Origin of the sequence: Pseudomonas sp. PDM27, assembly GCF_019219205.1 — a bacterium.
Classification (GTDB): Bacteria; Pseudomonadota; Gammaproteobacteria; order Pseudomonadales; family Pseudomonadaceae; genus Aquipseudomonas; species Aquipseudomonas laurylsulfatiphila.
In genome coordinates this window covers 282,447-304,865 of the sequence record NZ_JAHUWF010000004.1, presented here as the reverse complement: position 1 = coordinate 304,865, position 22,419 = coordinate 282,447, and the positions used below count along the sequence as shown (strand labels likewise).

Annotated in this window: 20 protein-coding genes; 8 read left to right on the top strand and 12 right to left on the bottom strand. The window is 61.3% G+C overall.

Annotated elements, in window-relative coordinates:
* Positions 1 to 87 precede the first annotated feature (87 nt).
* The 5 genes from KW838_RS11570 to KW838_RS11550 form a co-directional block, all read right to left on the bottom strand.
* Positions 88 to 1,140 (bottom strand): 3-keto-5-aminohexanoate cleavage protein, encoded by a 1,053-nt coding sequence (locus tag KW838_RS11570; RefSeq protein WP_007979210.1) that lies wholly within the window; start codon positions 1,138 to 1,140, stop codon positions 88 to 90.
* A 100-nt stretch (positions 1,141 to 1,240) separates the two neighbouring features.
* Positions 1,241 to 2,089, bottom strand: coding sequence for a TauD/TfdA family dioxygenase (locus KW838_RS11565; RefSeq protein WP_102701059.1), 849 nt, complete (start codon positions 2,087 to 2,089; stop codon positions 1,241 to 1,243).
* Positions 2,090 to 2,102: 13 nt separating this feature from the next.
* A complete protein-coding gene (locus tag KW838_RS11560) occupies positions 2,103 to 3,083 on the bottom strand; it encodes a quinone oxidoreductase (protein ID WP_015093595.1) in 981 nt (326 codons plus the stop codon).
* 149 nt (positions 3,084 to 3,232) lie between these two features.
* On the bottom strand, positions 3,233 to 3,697 hold the full coding sequence (locus KW838_RS11555) for a hypothetical protein (RefSeq protein ID WP_218501134.1): 465 nt from the start codon (positions 3,695 to 3,697) through the stop codon (positions 3,233 to 3,235).
* Between the two features lie 366 nt (positions 3,698 to 4,063).
* Positions 4,064 to 4,498, bottom strand: coding sequence for a hypothetical protein (locus KW838_RS11550; protein ID WP_218501133.1), 435 nt, complete (start codon positions 4,496 to 4,498; stop codon positions 4,064 to 4,066).
* Between the two features lie 304 nt (positions 4,499 to 4,802).
* Between KW838_RS11550 and KW838_RS11545 the strand changes: the two genes are divergently transcribed.
* Positions 4,803 to 6,713 carry an alkaline phosphatase D family protein gene (locus tag KW838_RS11545; protein ID WP_218501132.1) on the top strand — a complete coding sequence of 637 codons (1,911 nt, stop codon included), beginning with the start codon at positions 4,803 to 4,805 and terminating at the stop codon, positions 6,711 to 6,713.
* Positions 6,714 to 6,853: 140 nt separating this feature from the next.
* Positions 6,854 to 7,345 carry an adenylate kinase gene (locus KW838_RS11540; RefSeq protein WP_218501131.1) on the top strand — a complete coding sequence of 164 codons (492 nt, stop codon included), beginning with the start codon at positions 6,854 to 6,856 and terminating at the stop codon, positions 7,343 to 7,345.
* A gap of 109 nt (positions 7,346 to 7,454) precedes the next feature.
* On the opposite strand, the gene KW838_RS11535 is transcribed toward KW838_RS11540, so the two are convergent.
* On the bottom strand, positions 7,455 to 8,630 hold the full coding sequence (locus tag KW838_RS11535) for an aspartate aminotransferase family protein (protein ID WP_218501130.1): 1,176 nt from the start codon (positions 8,628 to 8,630) through the stop codon (positions 7,455 to 7,457).
* Between the two features lie 102 nt (positions 8,631 to 8,732).
* Here KW838_RS11535 and KW838_RS11530 point away from each other — a divergent pair, with 102 nt between their 5' ends.
* Together KW838_RS11530 and KW838_RS11525 are read left to right on the top strand one after the other, a co-directional pair.
* The gene (locus KW838_RS11530; RefSeq protein WP_218501129.1) at positions 8,733 to 9,638 is read left to right on the top strand and encodes a LysR family transcriptional regulator; all 906 of its coding nucleotides are present in this window, start codon (positions 8,733 to 8,735) and stop codon (positions 9,636 to 9,638) included.
* A gap of 61 nt (positions 9,639 to 9,699) precedes the next feature.
* Positions 9,700 to 10,713 (top strand): sensor domain-containing diguanylate cyclase, encoded by a 1,014-nt coding sequence (locus KW838_RS11525; RefSeq protein WP_102701064.1) that lies wholly within the window; start codon positions 9,700 to 9,702, stop codon positions 10,711 to 10,713.
* A 4-nt stretch (positions 10,714 to 10,717) separates the two neighbouring features.
* On the opposite strand, the gene msrA is transcribed toward KW838_RS11525, so the two are convergent.
* Together msrA and msrB are read right to left on the bottom strand one after the other, a co-directional pair.
* The gene (gene msrA / locus KW838_RS11520; RefSeq protein ID WP_218501128.1) at positions 10,718 to 11,425 is read right to left on the bottom strand and encodes a peptide-methionine (S)-S-oxide reductase MsrA; all 708 of its coding nucleotides are present in this window, start codon (positions 11,423 to 11,425) and stop codon (positions 10,718 to 10,720) included.
* A gap of 42 nt (positions 11,426 to 11,467) precedes the next feature.
* Positions 11,468 to 11,986: a peptide-methionine (R)-S-oxide reductase MsrB gene (msrB, locus tag KW838_RS11515; protein WP_218501127.1), complete on the bottom strand. Its 519-nt coding sequence runs from the start codon at positions 11,984 to 11,986 to the stop codon at positions 11,468 to 11,470.
* A gap of 298 nt (positions 11,987 to 12,284) precedes the next feature.
* On the opposite strand from msrB, the gene KW838_RS11510 reads away from it, so the two are divergent.
* Positions 12,285 to 13,004: a response regulator transcription factor gene (locus KW838_RS11510; protein ID WP_116581040.1), complete on the top strand. Its 720-nt coding sequence runs from the start codon at positions 12,285 to 12,287 to the stop codon at positions 13,002 to 13,004.
* The gene (locus KW838_RS11505) at positions 13,001 to 14,521 is read left to right on the top strand and encodes a HAMP domain-containing sensor histidine kinase (RefSeq protein WP_218501126.1); all 1,521 of its coding nucleotides are present in this window, start codon (positions 13,001 to 13,003) and stop codon (positions 14,519 to 14,521) included. The genes KW838_RS11510 and KW838_RS11505 overlap by 4 nt, the downstream gene beginning before the upstream one ends.
* 112 nt (positions 14,522 to 14,633) lie before the next feature.
* Here the strand turns inward: KW838_RS11505 and KW838_RS11500 are convergent, their stop codons facing one another.
* From KW838_RS11500 to KW838_RS11485, 4 genes are all read right to left on the bottom strand, one after another.
* The gene (locus KW838_RS11500) at positions 14,634 to 15,389 is read right to left on the bottom strand and encodes a class II aldolase/adducin family protein (RefSeq protein WP_218501125.1); all 756 of its coding nucleotides are present in this window, start codon (positions 15,387 to 15,389) and stop codon (positions 14,634 to 14,636) included.
* Entirely contained in the window at positions 15,386 to 16,336 is a 951-nt protein-coding gene (locus tag KW838_RS11495) for a GTP-binding protein (RefSeq protein WP_218501124.1), read from the bottom strand. The genes KW838_RS11500 and KW838_RS11495 overlap by 4 nt, the downstream gene beginning before the upstream one ends.
* A complete protein-coding gene (locus tag KW838_RS11490; RefSeq protein ID WP_126049409.1) occupies positions 16,333 to 18,081 on the bottom strand; it encodes an amidohydrolase in 1,749 nt (582 codons plus the stop codon). The genes KW838_RS11495 and KW838_RS11490 overlap by 4 nt, the downstream gene beginning before the upstream one ends.
* Before the next feature lie 80 nt (positions 18,082 to 18,161).
* Positions 18,162 to 19,766: a 5-guanidino-2-oxopentanoate decarboxylase gene (locus tag KW838_RS11485; RefSeq protein WP_218501123.1), complete on the bottom strand. Its 1,605-nt coding sequence runs from the start codon at positions 19,764 to 19,766 to the stop codon at positions 18,162 to 18,164.
* A 293-nt stretch (positions 19,767 to 20,059) separates the two neighbouring features.
* On the opposite strand from KW838_RS11485, the gene KW838_RS11480 reads away from it, so the two are divergent.
* Positions 20,060 to 20,965 (top strand): LysR substrate-binding domain-containing protein, encoded by a 906-nt coding sequence (locus KW838_RS11480; protein ID WP_102701073.1) that lies wholly within the window; start codon positions 20,060 to 20,062, stop codon positions 20,963 to 20,965.
* A gap of 299 nt (positions 20,966 to 21,264) precedes the next feature.
* Positions 21,265 to 22,356, top strand: a complete 1,092-nt coding sequence (locus KW838_RS11475; protein WP_102701074.1) for an ABC transporter ATP-binding protein — start codon at positions 21,265 to 21,267, stop codon at positions 22,354 to 22,356.
* Positions 22,357 to 22,419: the final 63 nt, after the last annotated feature.

The following is a 22,419-nucleotide window of genomic DNA, read 5'->3' as shown; positions in this document are numbered from 1 at the left end:
CTCCTCAAGAGCTTTGTTTTATTTTTGTTATCAAGCGTGTAACGGTCAGGCGGACGAGAGGTCACGGCCTCTCGTCCCGACCCTCGGTCAACCGCGTTGCGGTACACCTTTTTGCCCAGCCTTGCGGTTGGGGGCCATGCCGTTGGCCAACAGGGTTTCTTCAATGGTTTCGTACTGCACACCGATGCGGTAGATCTCGCGGGCTTCTTTGCCGGTGGCGATTTCGCGGCCCAGTTCGTGGGCGATGCGCACGGTTTGCTGGATCTGCGCCACCGAGCCGAAACGATCGCCCTTGTGATCAATGATAGTGTCTTCATTGCCCACGCGCGGGTGCATGCCCATGGCCATCGACATGGTGTTGAACGGCATGACGTTCTTGAGCAGCGATTCGGAGGTCAGGGTGCAACCGTCCGGCGCGCGGTGGATGAAGTTGAAGAAGTTGAACGGGTTCGGGCCGTCGAAGCCGCCGCCGATGCCGATCCAGGTCAGGTTCAGCGGGCCCTTGTAGATGCCCCTGCGCACCAGGCGCTCGAGGGTTTCCATGGCGTGCATGCCGGTCAACTGGAAGTGCGGCTGGATGCCGTTGTCCATCAGGCGCTTGAGGTGCTCGGCAACCCATGCAGGGCCGGCCGGTACGGTCATTTCACTGTAGGCGGCCTGGGTCAGCGGATTGGCCAGGGAAGTGCCTTCCAGGTATTCCGGATACAGCAGCTCCATGATGTTCATCTGGGTGGTGTTGATCGCCACGGTGACCTGATCCGGCTTGGGGGTCAGCTCGGCCAGCATGTGGCGGGTGTCGTCGGACAGCCACTTGGCCGCTTCGCCATCGCTTTCCGGGGCGAAGGAAATCGAACCGCCGACCTGGATGATCATGTCCGGCACGGCTTCACGCACACCGGCGATCAGCTCGTTGAATTTCGACAGGCGCTTGGAGCCCTTGCCGTCCAGTTCACGCACGTGCAAGTGCAGCACCGTGGCACCGGCTTCATAGCATTCGACCGCTTTCTGGACTTGCTCGTCCATGGTCAGCGGGATGTCTTCCGGGAAGTCTTCCGGCATCCATTCCGGGCCGTACGGGGCCACGGTGATGACTACCTTTTCCATGTTTTCCGGGTGCAGCGAGTCGTCGAAGAATTGCATGGTCTACTCCAGTTCTTATGCCAGTTCTTATGATTGTCCCGCCCACCCGGGGTCGTGCCGGGTAAGCGTGTTTACGAGTGCGAATGCAGGTGGCGTTCGATCAGAACGTCTTGTCGCCGATGATCCCGGCACGTTCCATCTTGCGATGGCAGGGCGGGTAATCCATGACGGCGTAATGCTGGGTACTGCGGTTGTCCCAGATGGCGATGCTGTTCGGCTTCCAGCGCCAGCGCACCTGATACTCGGGGATGTACGCCTGACTGATCAGGTAGCGCAGCAACTCGCCGGCGCCGGGGTTGGCGTCCTGGCCGAAGCGCACCCGCTCAGGGGTGTGGTAGTTGCTGAAGTGGGTGGTGAAGGCGTTGACGAACAGCACCTTCTCGCCGGTTTCCGGATGGGTGCGCACCACCGGGTGCTCGGCGTCCGGGTACATCGCCTTGAGCGCCAGGCGTTTTTCAATCGGCATCGCCGCACCGAAGCTCGCTTCGATGCTGTGGCGGGCACGCAGGTCGGCGATCTTGACCTTTACCTCTTCCGGCAAGTTCGCATAGGCCTGGACCATGTTGGTCCACATGGTGTCGCCGCCCACTGGCGGGCATTCCACGCAACGCAGCACGCAGCCCATCGGCGGTGCTTCGCGCCAGGTGGCATCGGTGTGCCAGGCGTTTTCATAGCGGTCCATCGGCTGGTCCGGATTCTTGTAGATCCGCACCAGTCCCGGATGATCCGGATCACTGCCGGCCACCGGATGATCTTCCAGCTCGCCGAAGCGTCGGGCGAAGGCCACGTGCTCTGCGCGGGTGATGTCCTGATCGCGCAGGAACACCACGCGGTGCTTGAGCAACTGGGCGCGAATCTCGGCAAACAGACCGTCGTCATGCACCGCGTCGGCCAGGTTGACGCCGATCAGTTCGGCGCCAATGCTGCAGGTCAATTGTTCGACTTTCATGGCTGGCCGCTCCTTAAACGACGAAAATCGAAGAGCCGGTCGTCTTGCGCGATTCAAGGTCGCGATGGGCCTGCACTGCGTCCTGCAAGGCGTAGTGCTGGTTGATCTCGATCTTGATCCGGCCGCTGCCAACGTGGTCGAACAACTCGCCGGCCAGGGCGGCTTTTTCCGCCGGGTCGCTGATGTAGTTGGCCAGGGCAGGACGGGTCAGGTACAGCGAACCTTTCATCGCCAGCATCACCGGGTCGAACGCCGGGATCGGACCGGATGCGGTACCCACGCAGACCATCAGGCCACGGGGTTTCAACGAGTCCAGCGAACCCATGAAGGTGTTCTTGCCAACACTGTCGAACACCACGTTGACGCCCACGCCGTCGGTCAGTTCGCGAACGCGAGCGGCGACGTCTTCATGGCTGTAATTGATTGTATGGTCACAACCGTGAGCCCGGGCGATTTCCGCCTTTTGCTCGGTCGACACCGTGCCGATCACGTTCAGGCCCAGCAACTTGGCCCACTGCGAAACGATCAGGCCGACACCGCCGGCAGCGGCGTGCAGCAGGATGCTGTCGCCAGCCTTGAAGTCGTAGATGCGGCGCATCAGGTACGAAGACGTCAGGCCGCGCATGGTCATGGCGGCGGCGGTTTCGAAGCTGATGGTTTCCGGCAGCTTGATCAGCGGCGCGGCCGGGATCAGGCGCTCGGTGCTGTAGGCGCCAAGGGTATTGAGAAAACCGGTGTAGGTGACGCGGTCACCGACTTCGACGTTGGTGACCCCTTCACCAACGGCCTGGACCACGCCGGAAGCCTCGACGCCCATGCCATTGGGCATAGGAATCGGATAGGTACCATTACGGAAATAGGTGTCGGCGTAGTTCAAGCCAACCGCCACATGACGGAGACGAACCTGGCCTGGACCGGGTTCGCCGACTTCGACGTCCTCGTAACGTAGAACTTCGGGACCACCGGTTTCATAAAAGCGTACGGCTTTGGCCATTTTTCTTATTCTCCAATCTGCAATATGGGCGTGTTGCATCGAATTGCGCTGATTGGACTGTAAGTTGCCACCTGCCGCGATGCTTCTCATCAGACGACAATGGCTTTTCATTTCGTGACAGGCCTGACGCCCCCTCCTTCGCCCCGAAGCTACTCGACCTGGATCGGCCCTCTGGTCCCGGCGTCGCTGTCGCTCCAGTAGTCTTCGTTGATCAACCGTCGGTCGCCCTGAATGGTGAAAGTGAGCTTGCCTTGATGGAATTGCAGCGTACCGTCGGTGCGCTTGGCCTTGACCCGTTCGCCATTGACCCAGACGTTTTCTTTGGCGTCGATACGAATGGTGGCGACGGTCGTGCCAGCGTCACTTTTGGCGACCCACTGGCCGGCATAGGGGGGTGGGCTGGTTGTGCTGTCGGTAGCGGCCGGGGCCTGCGGGTTGCTGAACCCGGCCTTGGCATTTTCCGCCCTGGTTTTGTGGATGTCGCAGCCCTCCAGCTCGCTGACCTGGGTGCAACCGGAGGCTTCGAGTTGTTTGCGGTATTTGTCGTTGATGGCGTGGGCTGGGGATTGGGTGAATAGCAGAATGGCCAGTGCCGGCAGGATGATTTTTTTCATGTTTTTTCTTCTCCGATGGTGACTTTTGAAGGTCAAAATTCTGCGAGATAATTCACTGCACCCTGTATTTCTTTATTGTATATGCCTGGCAATCAACACGCACCCCGCACTCTGCAACACCGTACGCTCTACCCTCCACTTATTCCATGCGAGGCGCAGCCAAGAACCTCAACTGCAATCGACACAGTCACTCTGTATACATCTCTTTCGCAAAATGACCAAATTTCAATAATACGCCAATCAAAAATATTGCAGCAACGGAAACCAGGTGGCCGCACTAACGACCACCAAGTATCCACGCAACTAGTTAATTTATTCTGCTTTCTTCCAACCTTCTAGTCTTGTCGAGTTAAATCTACCCAACCTCTATTCCTCACCTGCACTTTCCCCGAATAACGCGTCATTGAAAACCTTATCTACCATATTTATATCGTTTTGCTTCTTAGCCTCAATATCACCCTCCAGCTTGCTGCGGGCGTCCGTCACCTTTGCTGCCAACGACTCCAACCTCTGCCCTTTCAACTCATTGTGATTATAACTGCTAGATCTCAGCTTATAATTTAAATGGTTGATTTCCCCCGACGCGCACTCTAACTGATCTTTCAAGGTTTCGAACTCAAAGTCCAATTTTTTTTGTATATGCGGATCCCACCCTGAACCTCCTCTCTTCTCCACAAACTCCGAGACGCCTTGGTGTACAAGTTCAATATTTTTCGCCAATGATTTCATATCACTATTATGCACTTTTTCATTAGTGACCGCCGCTGTAATTCTCGACACCATAGCATTCAAACAAATCATTTCACCCCCCAAAAACAATTATAAGCATACACATCACATATCAATCCGAAAGCCCGACTCAATTCCAGCCAAACAAATAAACAACTTTGAACCTACGACACAACACAGATATTAACTATCAATTTTCGCTCATCATATAAAACCTCGCCTCCTTCTTTCACTCATTTAAGACATATTCAATACAACCTTGATATACAGAGTCCCTACAATAAACGGCGCGCAACAGGTAACAGGCAACAGCAACCACTTGGGTTATCATCCCCACCCTCCGCGCCAAGCGCCTTGACCCCGGAAGTCCGTATCCTTGCTATCGCCTGCCCCGCAAACCGCATTGCCCCCCGTCCTCGTCGGGCCGTTGCTGCGGCGTCTTGAGTCGACGCGCCTGGTGCTTTGGCTGGTCGGGTCCCGGGCGCTGTCGCTGACCTTGCGCCTGGAGGGTGTCGGCGACATTGCCTTGAACAGCGGGCAGTGCACGATCATCCCGATAGGCACCCATGCCTTTGTCCATCTGATCGATGTGTCGCTGAACAGCGCCCAGCCCTTCGATACGCAGATTGAATATGACTTGTTGATAGACGGCGGTACGGGGGGAATCGCGGATTGGGCGCCGCATCTGTTGTATGGCCAGGCGCTGCGACCGAACCTGGTTGTGCGTGAGCGCATCGATCAACTGCTGCATGGCTCTTGCCGCAAACCCCATCATCCGGCGGCAGACGGCTTGCTCTGCGTCGACCGGTTGCTGGCGCAGGAGCATGCAGCCGAGGACCGCCCGGCACTGCTGATGATGACCGGCGATCAGGTCTATGCCGACGATGTCGCGGGGCCGATGCTGCGGGCGATTCACGCCTTGATCGAGCGCCTGGGCCTGTTCGGCGAGCACCTCGAAGGCGCTGTGGTCAGCGACAGCGCCAGGCTCTACGAGCATCCGGCCAGTTACTACCACCGTGCGGACCTGCTGCCGGCGCTGCAAAGCAATGAAACCCTGCGCGAGCGTTTCTTCGGTGGCGCACGCAAGCCGATCTTCACCAGCAGCAGTGCCGACAATCACCTGGTGACCTTCGCCGAAGTCATGGCCATGTACTTGCTGGTCTGGTCCCCAGTGCCCTGGACCCTGATTGCGCCCCAGGCACCGACGCTGACGCCGGAACGGCTCAAGCGCTACGCCCTGGAACAGACGCGCATCGATGCCTTCACGGCCGGCCTTGGCAACGTCGCGCGGGCCTTGGCGCATTTGCCGACGCTGATGATTTTCGACGACCACGACATCACCGATGACTGGAACCTGTCCGCCCAATGGGAGGAAACGGCCTACGGCCATCCGTTCTCCCGGCGCATCATCGGCAACGCGCTGCTGGCGTACATGCTGTGCCAGGGCTGGGGCAACAACCCGGATGCCTTCGCTGCCGTACTGGAGAAGGCCGTCGCGTTGAGCGCCAGTGGCGATGACCGCTACCTCGATAGCGCGGTCCAGGACGACTTGATCAATGATCTGCTGAAATTCCAGCACTGGCATTACGTACTGCCGACCACCCCGGCCATGGTCGTGATCGACACCCGCACCCGGCGCTGGCGCAGCGAAATGAATCTCAAGCAGCCCTCCGGCCTGCTCGACTGGGAAGCCCTGAGCGAACTGCAACAGGAACTGCTGGACCACCCGAGCGCGATCATCGTTTCACCGGCGCCGATCTTCGGCGTCAAACTGATTGAAACCGTGCAGCGGGTCTTCAGTTGGTGCGGTTATCCACTGCTGGTGGACGCGGAAAACTGGATGGCCCATCGCGGCGCAGCCCAGGTGATCCTGAACATTTTCCGCCACTCGCGCACGCCGGGTAACTACGTGGTGCTGTCGGGCGATGTGCACTACTCCTTCGTCTATGAAGTGCTGATCCGCCACCGCAAGGCCGGGCCACGCATCTGGCAGATCACCAGCAGCGGCATCAAGAATGAATTTCCCCCCACCCTGCTCGAGTGGTTCGACCGCCTCAACCGCTGGCTGTACTCACCACGCTCGCCACTGAACTGGCTGACCAAACGTCGACGCATGCGCATCGTGCCGCATGTCCCGGAACACGCCGAAGCCGGAGAGCGGCTGTGGAACTCGGCGGGGATCGGGCAGGTGTTCTTTAATGAAAAGGGTCAGCCGCAGGACATTTTTCAACACAACGCCAATGGCTCACCAAAGACACGAATGGTTGCGCCGGAGGGTGAGTACTAAAGGTATAACCCCTGTGGGAGCGAGCTTGCTCGCGATGGCGGCGTATCAGTCGACATCGATGTTGGCTTTGAGTCCGTCATCGCGAGCAAGCTCGCTCCCACAGTGATCCTCGTCAGGCACATAGGTAGAGGCAACTCGGCATGAACCTCACCCGCACCCTGATCATCGGCAACTCCGGCTCCGGCAAGAGCTGGCTGGCACAGCGGCTGGCCGAGCAATTGCGTGAGCCCTGGACCGATCTCGACCGGATTCACTGGCTGTCCGACGAACACAGCATCCCCCGCCCCCGCGCGGAAGCATTGGCCATGGCACGGATCGCGGCCGACGAGCAGCGCTGGGTAATCGAAGGAGTTTACGGCTGGATCGCCAGCGAAATCCTCCATCGCGCCACGGCGTTGATCTGGCTGAGCATCGGCGACGAGGAATGCGTGGCCAACATTCACCAACGGGAAACACAGGATGACGAACGGTTGGTGGCATTGCTGGAGTGGGCTGGCAGCTACCGCAAGCGTGATGACTCAAGTGGATTTGCTGCGCATCAGCGGTTGTTCGAAGATTTTGATGGCTCGAAGATCCACCTGCATGATCGGGCTGAAATCGCGGACTTCGCTACACAAATAACGCCCCCGTAGGAGCTGCCGAAGGCTGCGATCTTTTGATCTTGATTCTGCTGTCGCAGCTCCGCCACAGATCAAAACAAAAAGATCGCAGCCTTCGGCAGCTCCTACACACGCAGGTGTGTCAATCCTCCTTCACCACACCACTCACCCCCCTGACAATCATCTCCACCTCCCGCTCATCAAGCGTCAGCGGCGGTAGCAGGCGAATGGTTTTCCCCCGCGTGACATTGATCAGCAAGCCATGATCCCGCGCAGCGATCAGGCTCAGGTCGCGGATCGGTTGCTTGAGTTCGATGCCGATCATCAGCCCCTGACCACGGATCGCCATGACGTTCGGGTTGCCCGCCAACTCGGTGCGCAATCTGTCGAGCAGGCGCGCGCCCTGGAGCCGTGCGTTTTCCAGCAGCCCTTGTTCCTCAACGATATCCAGCACGGTGCAACCGACCCGGCAGGCCAACGGATTACCGCCGAAGGTGCTGCCGTGGCTGCCCGGCGTGAACAGTTCGGCCGCCTTGCCACGGGCCAGGCAAGCGCCGATGGGCACGCCGTTGCCCAGGCCTTTGGCCAGGGTCATGACGTCCGGAACGATGCCTTCGTGCTGGAACGCAAACCACTGGCCGGTGCGGCCGATGCCGGTCTGGATTTCATCGAGCATCAACAGCCACGAGCGCCGATTGCACAGTTCGCGCACGGCCTTGAGATAACCCGGTGGCGCCAGTTGCACGCCGCTTTCGCCCTGGATCGGTTCCATCAGTACCGCCACGATCCGCGAACCGTAAGCCTGTTGCACCTTGTCCAGCGCATCGAGGTCGCCGAACGGCACTTTGACGAAATCCCCCGGCAGCTGATTGAACCCCAGGCGCACCGCCGGGCCGTCGCTGGCCGACAAGGTGCCGAGGGTGCGGCCATGGAACGCGTTCTCCATGACCACCACCAGCGGCTGTTCGATACCTTTGTGCCAGCCATGCAGCCGGGCGATTTTCAGTGCGGTTTCGTTGGCTTCGGCCCCGGAGTTGTTGAAAAACGCCCGGTCCATGCCCGCCAGCCGCGTCAGTTTCTGCGCCAGCCGTTGTTGCCAGTCGATGCTGTAGAGGTTCGACGTGTGCAGCAGTAACCCTGCCTGCTCAACGATGGCGGCGACGATTTTCGGGTGGGAGTGGCCGACGTTGGTCACCGCCACACCGGCGACTGCATCCAGGTATTCGCGCCCGGCCTGATCCCACAGGCGAGTGCCCAGGCCCTTGTCGAAACTCAGGGCCAAGGGTTGGTAAGTGCTCATCAGGCAGGCGGCGGTCATGACGTCAAGCTCCAGCAAGGGTCGGTGTTTTTGCAGTATGGTTAGCCACCTGAGCTGGATAAACGCTGTAAAACTTCAATCATTTATAAGCTGGGCTTGATAATGGATCTGTTCCAGGCAATGAGCGTCTACGTGAAAGTGGTGGAGACCGGCAGCATGACCGCCGCCGCTTTGCAGTGCGATATGTCCACGACCATGGTCGGCAACCACCTCAAGGCCCTGGAGCAGCGGCTGGGTGTGCGCCTGCTCAACCGCACGACGCGGCGTCAGCGGCTGACCGAGTTCGGTGTCGCGTATTACCAGCGTTGCCTGGAAGTGCTGGGGCTGGTGGCCGATTCCGAGCGTCTGGCCGAGCAGGCCCTCGACGAACCGAGCGGGACGCTGCGCATCACCGCACCCCTGACCTTCGGCACCGAACGCCTGGCACCGGCACTGAGTGAGTTCAGCCGGCAAAACCCGCGGGTGAAACTCGACGTGGTACTGACCAACCGGCGCCCCGATCTGCTGGAAAACGGACTGGACGTAGCCTTTCGCCTCGGCGCGCTGGAGCCCTCCAACCTGATCGCCCGCCCGCTGATCGACTACACCCTGACCATGTGCGCGTCACCGGACTATCTGGCCCGTCGCGGCACACCGCAAACGCCTGAAGACCTGCGACACCACGACTGCCTGTCCTTTGCCTATCCGGCCGGGGATGACTGGCAATCGGTGCAAAAGGAATGGCGCCTGGCCGGGCCCGAGGGCGAAGTCAGCGTGGGGGTCAGCGGGCCGATGCTGATCAACAGTTCGGCCGGTTTGCATCAGGCGGCGCGGACCGGCATGGGCATCGTGATGATGCCCGACGCCCTGGTCGAGCAGGACCTCAAGGAGGGCAAACTGTTGGCCTTGATGCCGGATTACCGCCCGCCCAGCCGGCCGATGCACCTGGTCTATGCCCAGGATCGCCACCGCTTGCCGAAACTGCGACGCTTCGTCGAATTCGCCGTACAGATGTGGGGCAAGCACTAGTCGGCCGAACAGGCCATGCACTAATCTGCTGACAGGCGAGTCACTGGCAAGGAGAGCTCAGATGGGCGAAGCGTCGAATATCGAACCGTTGAAGTTCAATGTCGAAGACATGAGCGACGGCATGCTGCACACCATTCTCGAGCTGGTCAGCGACGGCATTTGGGACTGGAACGCCAACACCGGCTTCGTCTACCGCACGGCGCGCTGGTACGAGATGCTCGGCTATACGCCTCATACTCTGGACAACAACGTGCTGACTTGGGAAAACGTCATCCATCCCGATGACTACCCACGCGTCATGGCCCTGTTTGACGACTACCTGAGCCAGCGTGCCAGCGGTTATCAGGCCGAATATCGCTGCCGCATGCAGGACGGCAGCTACCTGTGGATAGAAGACCGCGGCCACATCCTGGCGCGCAATGCCGATGGTTCGGTAGCGCGGATGATTGGCGCGCACCGCAGCATTGAAGACAAGCGCCGACTGTTCGAGGCGCTCGAACGACGCAATCACTCCCTGGAGGCGTTGATCGAAGAACGCACTCAGGAGTTGTCACGGGTCAATCATCAATTGCAGCTGCAGCTCGAAGAAAACCGCAAGCTGGCGCAAACCGATGCGCTGACCGCCGTTGCCAATCGCTATCGACTCGAACAGGTCCTGCCCCAGGCCTGCGACCGTGCCCAGCGCTTTCGTGAACCCCTGTCCTTGATCGCCATGGACATCGACGACTTCAAGACCATCAACGATCACTACGGCCATGCCTTGGGCGATGCTGCGCTGGTGCATGTGGTCGAGATCGTCAAACGCTTCGTGCGCGAGGGCGACCTGCTGGCCCGTTGGGGCGGCGACGAATTCATCATGACGCTGCCCAACACCCCGTTGGCCGAAGCCCGGACCCTCGCCGAGAAGATCCGCCACGGCCTTGCGGACTTGCTGCCCGTGGGAGACTTTCAGGTGACCATGAGTTTCGGCGTGGTCCAGCGCTTTGAGGAAGAACAGCAGACTGGCCTGATGGCACGAGCCGATCAGGCGCTGTACCGCTCGAAAATCGCCGGCAAGAACGTGATCTCGGGATAACCCCTTACCTCCCCGCCTTCACCAGCACCGGTTGCTCCTGATAGCGATCCGGGTACAGCTGCTTGAGCTGCGCCACTTTCGGTAGATCGTTGATCACGATGTAGGGATAGGTCGGATGTTCGGTGAGAAAGTCCTGATGTTCCTCCTCCGCCGGGTAGAAGCCGTTGTAGCTTTCCAGCCGGGTCACGATCGGTTTGTTGAACGACTTGGCGGCGTCGAGCTGGGCGATGTAGGCCTGGGCGACTCGTTGCTGTTCGCTGCTCCTGGTAAAAATCGCCGAACGATACTGGGTGCCGGTGTCCGGTCCCTGGCGATTGAGTTCGGTCGGGTTGTGCGCCACCGAGAAGTAGATTTGCAGCAAGGTGCCGTAGCTGACCTGAGCAGGATCGAAAGTGACTTCGACCGACTCCGCATGGCCGGTATTGCCGTCGCTGACGCGCTCGTATTGCGCGGTATCGGCCGCCCCGCCCGCGTAACCGGAGACGGCGTTTTTCACACCTTTGACGTGCTGAAACACCCCTTGCACGCCCCAGAAACAACCGCCGGCGAACACCGCGGTTTCGCTGCGGGCCTGGGTGGTTTCGTCGAGGGCCGGCGGTGGAATGACGACGGCTTCTTCAGCACCACTGAGAGAGAACGCCGAGCATGACCCGATAACGCCAACGGTGGCCAATGCCAACAGCGTACGGCGCCAGGGGAACTGGTTTTTCATGTAAGGAACTCCTGAATGATCCAAGGGGGCAGGCAGTCAAAATCAGACGGTTCGGGGCACGAATTTCATCGCCAGGCCGTTCATGCAGTAGCGCAGGCCGGTGGGTTTCGGGCCGTCATCGAAGACATGGCCCAGATGCCCGCCACAGCGCCGGCAGTGCACCTCTTCGCGGACCATGCCGAACGCACGGTCCTGGCGGGTGGCCACGGCCTTGTCCAGGGGTGCCCAGAAACTCGGCCAACCGGTACGGCTGTCGAACTTGGTGGCCGAGGAAAACAGCGGCAGGCCGCAACCGGCACAGGCGAAGGTACCGTCACGGTGCTCGTTGTTCAGCGGGCTGCTGTAGGCCCGTTCGGTGCCCTCCTCGCGCAGGATGTCGTACTGCTCGTCACTGAGGATCGCGTGCCATTCACTGTCGCTGTGGGTCACTTCGAATGTTTCCGCTGCGCTGGCCTCACTGATCAAGGCCGAGCCTGTGGAAAACTTCGGCAACAGGCCGATTGCCAGGGCTGCAACGCCCAGTCCGCTGCTCGCTAGAAGAAATTTCCGTCGTGAAAACATGCTCGTCTCCAAAAATCCAGGGGTGTTTCATGCAACACAGCCTAGGCTTTGGGTGATCGCCAAATCCTCACGGGAAGTTAAACAATTCGTGATAACTCGGGCCCCGAAAAACCCGCACAATGGGTATGCCAACCTTGAACACTGCTATTGCTGTGGGAGCGGGCTTGCTCGCGAAGACGGAGTGTCAGTCGATGGTGATACTGGCTGACCTGACGCTTTCGCGAGCAAGCCCGCTCCCACAGGTTTTTTGAACATAAGCCGAATGGCATGCGCTCATTGCACCGAAGGATTGACCTGGATGGAACAGACCAAACGCGTCCTCGTGGTCGAGGACGACCAGCACATCGCCGACCTGATCTGCCTGCACCTTCGCGATGAGCAGTTCGAGGTGGTGCACAGCGCCGATGGCGATGAAGGCATGCGCCTGCTGCAACAGGGCAACTGGGACGCACTGGTCCTCGACCTGATGCTGCCCGGTGTCGACGGCCTGGAAATCTGCCGCCGCGCCCGGGCCATGGCGCGCTACACGCCGATCATCATCACCAGCGCGCGCTCCAGCGAAGTGCACCGGATTCTCGGCCTCGAACTGGGTGCCGACGACTACCTGGCCAAGCCCTTTTCCATGCTCGAGCTGGTGGCCCGGGTCAAGGCGCTGCTGCGCCGGGTCGATGCCATGGCGCGCAACCTGAAGATGGACGCCGGCAGCCTGCTCACCGACGGCCTGGCGATCGACCCGATCACCCGCGAGGTGGCCCTCGACGGCCGACGCCTGGATCTCACGCCCCGGGAATTCGACTTGCTGTATTTCTTCGCCCGCCAGCCCGGCAAGGTGTTTTCGCGCATGGACCTGCTCAACGCCGTGTGGGGCTACAGCCACGAAGGCTACGAGCACACGGTCAACACCCACATCAACCGCCTGCGCGCCAAGATCGAGGCCGATCCGGCGCAGCCCGTACGCATCCTCACTGTGTGGGGCCGCGGCTACAAATTCGCCACCGGGGAGGAGCCGCAGCCATGAGGCTGACCCTGACGCAACGCCTGTCCCTGGTGTTCGCCGTGCTGCTGCTGGTGTGCTGCGGCACGTCGGCGTGGATGCAGGTGCGCTCCAACCAGATGCATGAACAGGAAGTGGTGCAAGGCTTGTCCCGCGACCTGGCGCAGCACATCGCCAGCGACACGGTGCTGATGGACACCCAGGGCCTGATGCCCAACGCCGTGCGCGATTTGTTCAGCAAGCTGATGCAGGTCAACCCCAGTGTCGAGGTGTACCTGCTCGACACCGAGGGCAAGATTGTCGGCAGTGCCGCGCCCGAGGGCCGGATCCGTCGGGAGCGGGTCGACCTCGCGCCGATCCAGCGCCTGCTGCGGGGCGATCCGCTGCCGATTCCCGGCGACGACCCGCGCAGCGTCGATGCGCGCAAGGTGTTCAGCGCAGCACCGCTGAAGGTGGACGGCAAGCCGGTGGGTTATCTCTACGTGGTGCTGCTCGGTGAGGATCACGACCGCCTGGCCGAACGCGGTGCAACCAGCGCGGCGCTCAACACAGCGCTGCTGTCCATCGGACTGGTGGCATTGCTGTGCCTGATTGCCGGTCTCACCGCGTTTGCCCTGATCACCCGGCCGTTGCGCCGCTTGACCGAAACCGTGAGCCAGTTCGACATTGATGGCGTACCGGTCACAGCGCCCCTGCCCGTCGCGGTGGAAAAAGCCGCCAGCCACGATGAAATCGCCGTGCTCGATGCCGCGTTCCGGCAGATGCAGGCCCGCCTGGGCGAGCAATGGCGTTCGTTGACCCGCCAGGACCAGGAGCGCCGCGAACTGGTGGCGAACATCTCCCACGACTTGCGCACGCCGCTGGCCTCGCTGCACGGCTATCTGGAAACCCTGTCGCTCAAGGACGCCACGCTGTCCCCTGCCGACCGCCGTCGCTACCTCGGCATCGCCCTGGACCAGAGCCGCAAGGTCGGTGGTCTGGCGCAGTCGCTGCTGGAACTGGTGCGGCTGGAGCACGGCTTCGTGCAGCCGGTGCTGGAGCGCTTTTCCCTGACCGACCTGGCCCAGGACATCTTCCAGAAATTCGAACTCACCGCCGAGGCGCGCCAGGTCGAACTCAAGGCCTCGTTCGCGCCAAACGCCTCGGCTGCCTGTGCGGATCTCGGGTTGATCGAGCGGGTGCTGACCAACCTGTTCGACAATGCCCTGCGCCATACCCCGCCGGGTGGCGAGGTCGAACTGGGCCTGCGCCCGCAAGGGTCGTACATCGAAGTCACGGTCAGTGATACCGGCCCCGGCATCGCCCCGGAACTGCGCGAAGGTTTGTTTCTGCGCCCGTTCAATATCGGCGGCGCACGGCGCGATGGCGGGTTGGGGCTGCGGATTGTGCATCGCATCCTGCAATTGCATGGGCGCGAGATTCAATTGGTCGATGTGCCGGGACGGGGGGCGACCTTTCGGTTTTCGTTGCCGATCGATGAAGAGACAGCGTCGGCGCTGGCGGTGCGGTCGATGAACCTCAATACACCGAGGCAGGCCTGACAGACCGCAGCGCCTGTTTCGCGAGCAAGCCCGCTCCCACATTTGGAATGCATTCCCCTGTGGGAGCGGGCTTGCTCGCGAAGAGGCCAGCTCAAACAACATAAAATCCGGATCAGCCCCGATAGTCCGGTGCAATGCGCTCCAGCATCCGCAACAACGCCGCCCAAGCCAATTGCATCGCATCCGGATCACTCAACTCCCCCTCATCCAACGGACGCCCCGGATCATTGAACTGCCGCTCGGTGTGCGCGCAAACCTCCGCCGACGGCAACACCAGTTCACCGGCAGCTTGCGCCGCCAACTGAATGTCGCAGGCCTTTTCCAGGTAATACATGCGCATGAACGCCTGCCCAACCGTCTCGCCCACCGTCAGCAAGCCATGGTTGCGCAACATCATCACCGGCTTGTCACCCATGTCCGCCACCAGCCGTTGCTGCTCGCTCAGGTCCAGCGCCACGCCTTCATAATCGTGATAAGCGACACGACCATAGAACTCCATGGAAATCTGATTGACCGGCAACAACCCGCACTTCAACGCCGCCACCGCACACCCGGATTTGGTGTGGGTATGCAGCACGCATTGCGCGTCTTCCCGAGCACCGTGGATCGCACTGTGAATCACGAAACCCGCCGGGTTGACCGGGTACGGCGATGGCTCCACTGCGTGACCATCGAGGTCGATTTTCACCAGGTTGGACGCGGTGATTTCGTCGAACATCAGCCCGTAGGGATTGATCAGAAAGTGATGCTCCGGCCCCGGAATCCGCACCGAGATGTGGGTGAAGATCAAATCGGTCATGCGAAAGTGCGCAATCAGGCGGTAGCAGGCCGCCAACTCTTCACGCAGACGTTGCTCTGTCGATGTCATACCCCGGCAACCTCTTTCACAGTGCAATCCTCCAGCCCTTGCCCCAATGCCTCCCAGCCATCGAAACCCCGGCGAGCGATGAACACCAGGCGTGTGGCGTTGGTATGAGCGTCATCCAGTGCCGGCAGAAACTGACTGCGGGTGCCGACATGTTGCAGCCAGTGCGCCGTGCTGCCCGGCGTCAGCAACACCAGGCCTTTGACCCGGAATACATCGCTGGGCAGCGCCCTCAACCAGCCACGCAAGCACTCAACGTCGAGGGCCGCGTTGCTCTGCCACAACCAGCTGCTGAACATCTCGCCGTGATCGCCATCGGACACCCGGGTCAGCGGTTTCTGTGCCCGAGGCTCAAGGTCCAGATCGGTATCCAGCCACAACGCATCGGGCAACTCGGCTTGCACACTTTCATGCACACGCGTCCTGGCGCCCAGTGCATCGCGCAACGCCTGCAACTGCGCCTCATCGACCAGGTCGGTCTTGTTCAGCAACAGCAGGTCAGCAGCGGCCACCTGCGCCCGAGCCAGGCGCGCGTATTCACCCTCGAGTTGCAGATGGCGGGTGGCGTCGACCACCGTAATCACCATGTCCAGTTGCATCTGGCTGCGCAGCTGTGGATAAGCCAGGGTCTGCACGATACGCTGCGGATCGGACACACCGCTGCACTCGATGACGATGCGCTCCAACCTTGGTTCAAGCTGCGCCAGACTGCCGAGTTGCGCCAGCAGGTCTTCCTGCACCGTGCAGCAGATGCAGCCGTTTTGCAGGCTGTACACCGCGTCGGTGACTTCGGAAACGATGGCCGCATCGATGTTCAGCTCGCCGAAATCGTTGACGATCACCGCCAGCCGACTGCCTTCGGCACGGCGCACCATACGGTTGAGCAAAGTGGTTTTACCGGCGCCGAGAAAGCCCGACACCACGGTTACGGCGATACGTGGGGAAGTCATTCTGCCTTGCCCTCCAGCACCGGTGGTTCGCCCTGCCAGACGGCTTTGAGGCCGACGGTTTCCAGCGTTGAGTGGCGGTCGTAGACCAGTTGCCCCTCAACGAAGGTCAGCAGCACCTGGGTCTTGTGAATGTAGTTGCGTGCCGGTGCAGCGAACAGGTCGCGGTCGATCACGATCAGGTCCGCCGACTTGCCCACTTGCAGGCTGCCGGTGCTGTGTTCCAGGCCCATGGCCACGGCGCCGTTGCTGGTGATCACGGTCAGCGCCTGCTCGAGGCTGATCGGGTCGCCGAAGCACGCCGGGTCGTCGTTCCACGGGTTCTGCCGGGTGATCATGGTTTCCAGCGCCAGCCACGGGTCGATGGACGCCACCGGCCAGTCGGTGCCCATCACCGCAGTGCCGCCGGCGGCGAGCACGCCTTTGAAATCGTAGATGCGCTTGAGGCGTTCCTGGCCGTAGCCGGAACGCGCGCCGCTGGCGAACGGCGTCGGGTACCAGGCGGCCGGAGAAAACTCGGCGATGACATTCAGCTCCTTGAAGCGCGGCAGGTTGCCGGGGTGTAGCAGGGTGCTGTGGGCGCACTGGTGGCGCACACCGCTGAAACCGTTGCGACGACGGGCCTCGGCCACGGCATCGAGGAACACGTCGGAGGCGCCGTCGCCGGTGCAGTGGGCGATCACGCGTATGCCCTTGCGGTCCATGTCCACCACCATGTCGGTGATGTGTTCCGGGGTCAGGTTGAGCTTGCCGCGCCAGCTCGATTCCTGCGGCCACGGGGTCAGCAGGTACGAAGACTTCGGCTCCACGGTGCCGTCGAAGTGGAACTTCACCGCGTTGGCGCTCAGGCGCGCGCTGCGGTAGTAGTGACGTTCGCCGGCCAGCAGTTCCCAGCGACGACGCACCGGGAAGATGTCGTCCTGCCAACTGATCGCCGCTTCGATGCGCACCGTCAGTTCGCCGCTGTCGTCCAGTTCCTTGAGGGCCTGCAATCGCTGTTCGCAGACGTGCACGTATTTGCTCGCCGTGACGCCGCGCGAGCTCTGGAAGTGCACGCCATCGCGGTAGGCACGGCGCAGCACGCTGACCGGTGTCGGTGGCATGGCGGCGTGGATCATCGCGTAGGCACCGTCGATCATCAGGCCGGTGGGTTCGCCGCTCAGCTCGTCACGCTCGAAATAACCGTTGCGCGGGTCGGACGTGTGGCGGTCGATGCCGGCCAGCTCCAGGGCCTTGGAGTTGACCATCATGGTGCCCCACATGCGGTCGAGCAGTGCCACCGGGCGGTCCGGCATGACGCTGTCGAGCCACTCGCGGCCCGGGGTCAGGCCGGCCTCGCGGAAGGTGTAGCGCACCCAGTATTGGCCGTAGATCCAGCCGTCGCCGGGATGGCTGTCGGCATAGGCGAGGATGCTTTCGCGCAACTGCTCCGGGGTCGGGTCTTCGATGCCGACGTCGAGGTCATCGGCGTAGCGCGGTGCCAACGCGAGGTCGGGGTGCGTGTGCATGTCGTGCAGGCCCGGCATGCAGAATGCGCCTTGCAGGTCGTGCACGCGGGTGTTCGGGCCCTTGAACATCTCGATCTGGCCGAGGCTGGCGACTGCGATCAACTTGCCGTCGCGGATGGCCACGGCCTCGGCCCACGGGTTGGCCGGGTCCTGAGTGTAGATGCGACCGTTGGCCAGGATCAGGTCGGCGTAGGTCCCCTGCACGGAATGGGTAGAGGAAAAGTTATCGGACTCAGCCATGTAAGCCACCTTTGAGTTCAGGAGATTGAAAGGTCTGCCGACGTTGTGCGTGTCGGCGACCTGAAAAAATTGTTGTTGTTTTAGTCAGCCAGAAAGGTTGTAGCGTCGACCTCGATCATCACCGGCTCAACGCTACTGCCGAGTTGCCCCAGCAGTTCGCGCAAACCGCCCAGATCACGTGCCCGGTGGTGGCTGACGTGGCAGCTTTGCGCGAAGGCGGCGAAGTCCGGCGTGAGGATGTCCACCCCCAGCAACGGCACCGCCTTGGCGTTCATGTAGTCGCGGATTTCGGCGTAGCTGCTGTTGTTCCACAGCAGCAGGATCACGCCGACGCCGGCCTCTTTGGCGGCGATCAGTTCGGCGCTGGAAAACTGCAAGCCACCGTCGCCGACCAACGCCACCACCGGGCGCAAGGGTTGGGCCAGCTTGGCGCCGATGGCGGCGGGCAAACCGTAGCCGAGGGTGCCGTAGCCGCTGCCAGCGTTGAACCAGCTATTGGGGGTTGGCGCCCGATAGCCGAGCGCGCCCTGGTACACCGGTTGGGTCGAATCGCCGACGATCAGTGGCTGCGGCAAGTGATCGCGCAGGGTATCGAGCAGCGCTTGCATACGGGATTGTCTGGCGCTCCAGCCGGCGTGTTCGAGGGCGTTAACCTGGGCCACTCGCTCAGCCGCCCAGGCTGGATCGGCCTGGCGCTGCGGCAGGCGATCGAGCAACAACAGCAAGCCTTGACCGGCATCGCCCAGCAAGCCGACCGTGGCCGCTTGTACGCCGAGTATTTGCATGGGATCGATGTCCAGGCGAATCAGCGGTGCCTTGAACTGCACAGGGCCAAGGCCGAAAAAGTCGTAGTCGGTTTCCCCCAGCTCGGTGCCGACGGCCAGCACCAGGTCGGCCTCGGCAAACAGCTCGCGACCATGGGCCGAGGACTGCACACCGTCGAGCAACAAAGGATGTTCAGGGGCCAGCAAACCGCGGGCGTTGGTGGTCAGCGCCACGGGGGCCTGCAGGCGTTCGGCGAGTGCGGTCAGGGCCTCACTGGCCCGGCGCGCACCGCCACCGGCGAGAATCAACGGACGCTTGGCGTTGTTGATCAGGGCCACGGCGTCATCGATGGCTTCCAGCGCCGGGGCCGGCGCGGCCGGCAATGAACGCGGGCGCAGGTCCAGCCCGTCGGCAGACATTTCCAGCACATCCAGCGGAATCTCGATGTGCACCGGACGCGGCCGCGTACAGCCGAACAAGGCAAAGGCCCGTGCCAGCACTTCCGGCAATTGCGACGGGTGTTGCAGCGTATGGCTGAAGGCGCAGACCCCGGCGACCAGCGCGCGCTGATCCGGCATTTCGTGCAGGTGGCCATGGCCCAGGCGCAGGTGTTCGCGACGATTGCAGGTGGAAATCACCAGCATCGGCACCGAGTCGGCATAGGCCTGGCCCATGGCGGTGATGATGTTGGTCATGCCCGGCCCGGTGATGATGAAGCACACCCCGGGCTTGCCGCTGGCACGGGCATAACCGTCGGCCATGAACCCGGCGCCCTGCTCGTGGCGCGGGCTGATGTGCTTCAGGCGACTGCCGTGCAGGCCACGATACAACTCGACGGTGTGCACGCCGGGAATGCCGAAGACGGTTTCAACACCATAGCCTTCCAGCAACTGAACGAGCGCCTCGGCACAACGGGTCATGCAGCACCTCTTGGATAAGGGGCCAGCGAGGCCCAACGACGAATGGGGCTAGTATTGTTGAATCAACCGATACAACAATCGATTTTTTTTGGCCTGACTGTTCGATTTACGTCACCATACAGAAGAGCAAGCGCTAACCTTGTGGCGAGGGAGCTTGCTCCCGCTGGGCTGCGCAGCGGCCCTAAAACCCGATTCACCTCGGCATACATTTGCGACTGCTTCGCAGTCGAGCGGGAGCAAGCTCCCTCGCCACAGGTCTGGCTCATGTCTTCAAACATTCAATGGGATGATTTATGCGTTTTCCTTCGATGACAGCCCTTCGTGCGCTGGATGCGGTTGCCCGTCTGGGCAGCGTGTCGGTCGCGGCCCGTGAACTGAACCTGACCCGCAGCGCCATCAGCCACCAGATCAGCAAGCTCGAGGAGTGTGTCGGTTTCGCCCTGACCGAGCGCATTGGCCGAGGCATCGGCCTGACGTATCAGGGCGAACGTTATGCGCGGGAAGTGCACGGGATTCTCTTGAACCTGCTCGACGCCGGGCAGTTGGTCGACGACCAGGAAATCTCCGGGCGGCTATGCGTCAGTTGCGCGCCGGGGTTCGCCACCTATTGGTTGTGTCACCACATCGGTGCTTTTTTACGGCAGTACCCGCAAGTGCAGTTGCAACTGGTTTCCCCGCGCACACCCGACGACACCAACAACCACAACGTCGACCTGTTCATCGCCTACGGGATTGGCGACTGGCCGGAAATGAATGTTGAAGAGATTGTGGCTTTGCGCTTCTTCCCGGTGTGCAGCCCGCGCCTGATCAACGCCTTGGGTGGTCTGAAAAGCCCGCAGGAACTGAGCAGCTACCCCTTGCTGCACATGACCGACTACTCCGACTGGCGCGTGTGGCTGACCGCCGCGGGGGCTTCCGGGGTCAATGCGACGAGCGGCATCCTGTTCTCCGATGCGCACTGCGCCCAGTCCGCGTGCATTGCCGGCCAGGGCATCGCCATCGGTGACAACCTGATCAGCGGTGACGCGTTATCCAAGGGTTTGCTGGTGCGCCCGTTCGACATCGGCATCGACCTGCACCGTGGCTATTATCTGGTCGCCGACCCGCAGAAGGCGGACCGCACCGTGGTCCAGGCCTTCAGCAACTGGGTCAAGACCCAGCTGCAGTCATCCCGCCAGACCTGGCAGGACACCCTGTAAAAGCACATCACATTCCCCTGTGGGAGCGAGCTTGCTCGCGAAAGCGGTGTGTCAGTCACCAAAAAGGTTGAATGTGACGCCGCCTTCGCGAGCAAGCCCGCTCCCACAGGGGAAGGCTCTGTTTCAGGGCCTCTGGGCTGCATGGAATCCCCGGTCCATTTGTTCAATAAAACTAACCAATACGAGCAAAATAATTCCATTGATGTAGCGATATTTTTAACAATAATAAGCCCAAAGCCCATTTCGGATTCGCATCCGTCCTCGTACGTCTTATGGGCAATAAAAAGAGGAACCTCATTGTGTCCAGCCGTTCAGCGATCCAGCTCAGCGCTCAAGGTATCAGCCAGTATTACGGCCGTTTCGCGGCGCTGGATAACGTCGATCTCGACGTTCGCCAAGGTGAATTTCTTACCCTGCTGGGTCCGTCCGGCTCGGGCAAAACCACCTTGCTGATGATTCTGGCCGGTTTCCTCAGCCCGACCTCGGGCAAGCTGATGGAGCAAGGCGTCGACATCATCCGGCGCTCCGCCGAGAAGCGGAACTACGGCATGGTGTTCCAGGGTTATGCGCTGTTCCCGCACATGAGCGTGGCCGACAACGTGGCCTACCCGCTGCGCATCCGCAAAGTCCCCGCTGAAGAACGCAATCGTCGGGTCAAGCACATCCTTGAAGTGGTCGGCCTCGGTGCGCACATGCACAAGAAGCCCGCCGAGATGTCCGGTGGTCAGCAGCAGCGCGTGGCGATTGCCCGGGCGCTGGTGTTCGAGCCGGAACTGCTGCTGCTCGACGAACCACTGTCGGCGCTGGACAAGAACCTGCGCGAACAACTGCAAACCGAGCTGCAACGCATCCACCGTCAGGTCGGCACCAGTTTCGTGTTCGTCACCCACGACCAGAACGAAGCGTTGGCGCTGTCCTCGCGCATCGCGATCTTCAACCACGGCAAGCTGACCCAGGTCGACACCCCGGAAAACATCTACAACCGCCCCGAGAGCCGTTTCGTCGCCGAGTTCCTGGGCAAGATGAACCTGTTCCCGCTGGACAACCTGACCCGCAACGGCCAGAACGCCAGCGGCCGCTGCGGCACCAGCGTATTGCATGCCCAGGCGCCGAACGCACTGAGTGCGGCACCGATTGTGCTGGCCGTGCGCCCCGAGCACATGGAGCTGCACAGCGAGTGCCCGACCCGGGACGGCTACAACGTGATGCCCGCACAACTCACCGACAAGGTTTATCAAGGCTCCAGCACCCACCTGGCACTCAAGGTCGGCGGCGACACGCTGCCGATCAACCTGTCCGTACCCGGCAATCACCCGGGCGCGTCGATGCCCAGCGGCGCGCCGGTGTGGCTGAGCTGGCCTGTGCAGCAAAGCTTCCTGCTTCAGGCCTGAACCCCCAAAAAACTGCGTCACAAAGCTCTCTTCCAATGACAACAAAAAGGCCGGTGCCCACGC